2 protein-coding genes are annotated in these 1,889 nt (G+C 67.6%); one reads left to right on the top strand and one right to left on the bottom strand.

The features are described from left to right. Positions 1-14: 14 nt before the first annotated feature. On the bottom strand, positions 15-971 hold the full coding sequence (locus IH13_RS0103235; RefSeq protein ID WP_031080885.1) for an RNA polymerase sigma factor SigF: 957 nt from the start codon (positions 969-971) through the stop codon (positions 15-17). Positions 972-1,264: 293 nt separating this feature from the next. On the opposite strand from IH13_RS0103235, the gene IH13_RS0103230 reads away from it, so the two are divergent. Beyond that, the gene (locus IH13_RS0103230; RefSeq protein ID WP_031080884.1) at positions 1,265-1,633 is read left to right on the top strand and encodes an STAS domain-containing protein; all 369 of its coding nucleotides are present in this window, start codon (positions 1,265-1,267) and stop codon (positions 1,631-1,633) included. Positions 1,634-1,889 lie beyond the last annotated feature (256 nt).

The following is a 1,889-nucleotide window of genomic DNA, read 5'->3' as shown; positions in this document are numbered from 1 at the left end:
CGGCCGGCCGCCGGTCACTCCTCGACGGTCAGGCCCCTCCGGAGCTTGACGAGGGTCCGGGACAGCAGCCGGGAGACGTGCATCTGCGAGATGCCGAGCTCCTCGCCGATCTCCGACTGCGTCATGTTGGCGACGAACCGCAGGGAGAGGATCGTGCGGTCCCGCGACGGCAGCGAGGCGATCAGCGGCTTGAGGGACTCGACGTACTCGATGCCCTCCAGGCCGTTGTCCTCGTAGCCGATGCGGTCGGCGAGCGCGCCCTCGGTGTCGTCGTCCTCGGGCTTGGCGTCCAGCGAGCTCGCGGTGTACGCGTTGCTCGCGGTCATGCCCTCGACGACCTCTTCGTGCGAGATGCCCAGGCGTTCGGCGAGCTCGACGACGGTGGGGGCGCGGTCCAGCTGCTGGGCCAGCTCGTCGCCCGCCTTGGCGAGGTCGAGGCGGAGCTCCTGCAGCCGGCGCGGGACGCGCACGGACCAGCTGGTGTCGCGGAAGAAGCGCTTGATCTCGCCGATGATCGTGGGCATCGCGAAGGTGGGGAACTCGACGCCGCGGCTGAGCTCGAAGCGGTCGATCGCCTTGATGAGGCCGATCGTGCCGACCTGGACGATGTCCTCCATCGGCTCGCTGCGCGAACGGAACCTCGCGGCGGCGAACTTGACCAGGGCGAGGTTGAGCTCGACCAGGGTGTTGCGGACGTACGCGTACTCGTGCGTGCCCTCTTCGAGGGTTTCGAGCCGTGCGAAGAGCGTCTTCGACAGGGCCCTGGCGTCGATGGCGCCGATCTCGTCGTAGGGAGGGATCTCGGGGAGATCCTCGAGGCCGTCCAGGGGAAGGCCGTAGGCGTCGCTCGGGGCGACACCGGCGCGCGGGCCGGGAACGGCGCTCGCGGCGGGGGAGTCGGAATCGGTCGGTCCCTGAGGACATGCCGACGTCGCGATGTGGGTACGCGATACGTCGAGCCGGGGTGACATGGTTCTCCTCCATCGTTCTCGGCATATGGCTGCCGATGCCCATACGTGTTCCTGCGGTGAAGCGGCGCCTCCGAAGCCGGTCGCGGTCCGATGAGAGATGACCCTTCTACCCATACCCGGTTCCAGCCACGAGTTACAAGCGCCAATTGCTCATATATGTCCGGTTTGTTGAGTTCTTCGACTACCGTGTGGCGAGGGAAACGCGTAATGTTTCACGGACGTCGGCAAGAGCCGCGCGGACAACCGTGCACAAGGTGCTGCGGACAGTGACGGACGGCGAAGAGGAACGGGCGATGGACCGCGGGACGGTCGGCAGTGCGAACCGGGGTCGGCTTCAGGTCGAGGCCCGGACGGAGGGGCTCAGCGAGGTCGTGACGCCGGTGGGCGAGCTCGATCACCACACCGCCGATCTGCTGCGCGAGCCCCTGGAGAGCGCGGTCGAGCAAGGGCGTGCGCGCCTGGTGGTCGACTGCTCGGGCCTCGAGTTCTGTGATTCCACCGGGCTCAACGTGCTGCTCGGGGCCCGCCTGAAGGCCGAGGCGGCCGGGGGCGGGGTCCATCTGGCCGGAATGCAGCCGGTGGTGGCCCGTGTCTTCGAGATCACGGGCGCGGAGGCGGTCTTCACCGTCCACGCCACGCTCGAAGACGCTCTGAGCGCCTGACCTGTGAGTACCTTCCGGACCGGCCAGGAGCCCCGGGCGACGCGTCCACGGCTCATGTCACGCTCTTGGCGTAGACGAGGTGGGTGTCGTCGCGATCCGGTCGGGCAGAAGACACCCCGTCGGGGTCATGGAACCCGCACACTCTGTATCTGACCATTATCTGTTCGTGGCAACACGGTGAATCGGTGAGGTGAAGCGCTGATGAGCACCACCCGGCAGCATCCGCCGGGCGGCCTCGGCCTGTCTCTTATACACA

The sequence above is a fragment of the Streptomyces sp. NRRL WC-3549 genome (assembly GCF_000721935.1).
Lineage (GTDB): Bacteria > Actinomycetota > Actinomycetes > Streptomycetales > Streptomycetaceae > Streptomyces.
This window is presented reverse-complemented; position numbering and strand designations above follow the sequence as displayed.

What these genes read in the sequence shown, in the direction of transcription:
- IH13_RS0103235 (WP_031080885.1), bottom strand. Translation starts at nt 971, where the DNA reads ATGTCACCCCGGCTCGACGTATCGCGTACCCACATCGCGACGTCGGCA.
- IH13_RS0103230 (WP_031080884.1), top strand. Translation starts at nt 1,265, where the DNA reads ATGGACCGCGGGACGGTCGGCAGTGCGAACCGGGGTCGGCTTCAGGTC.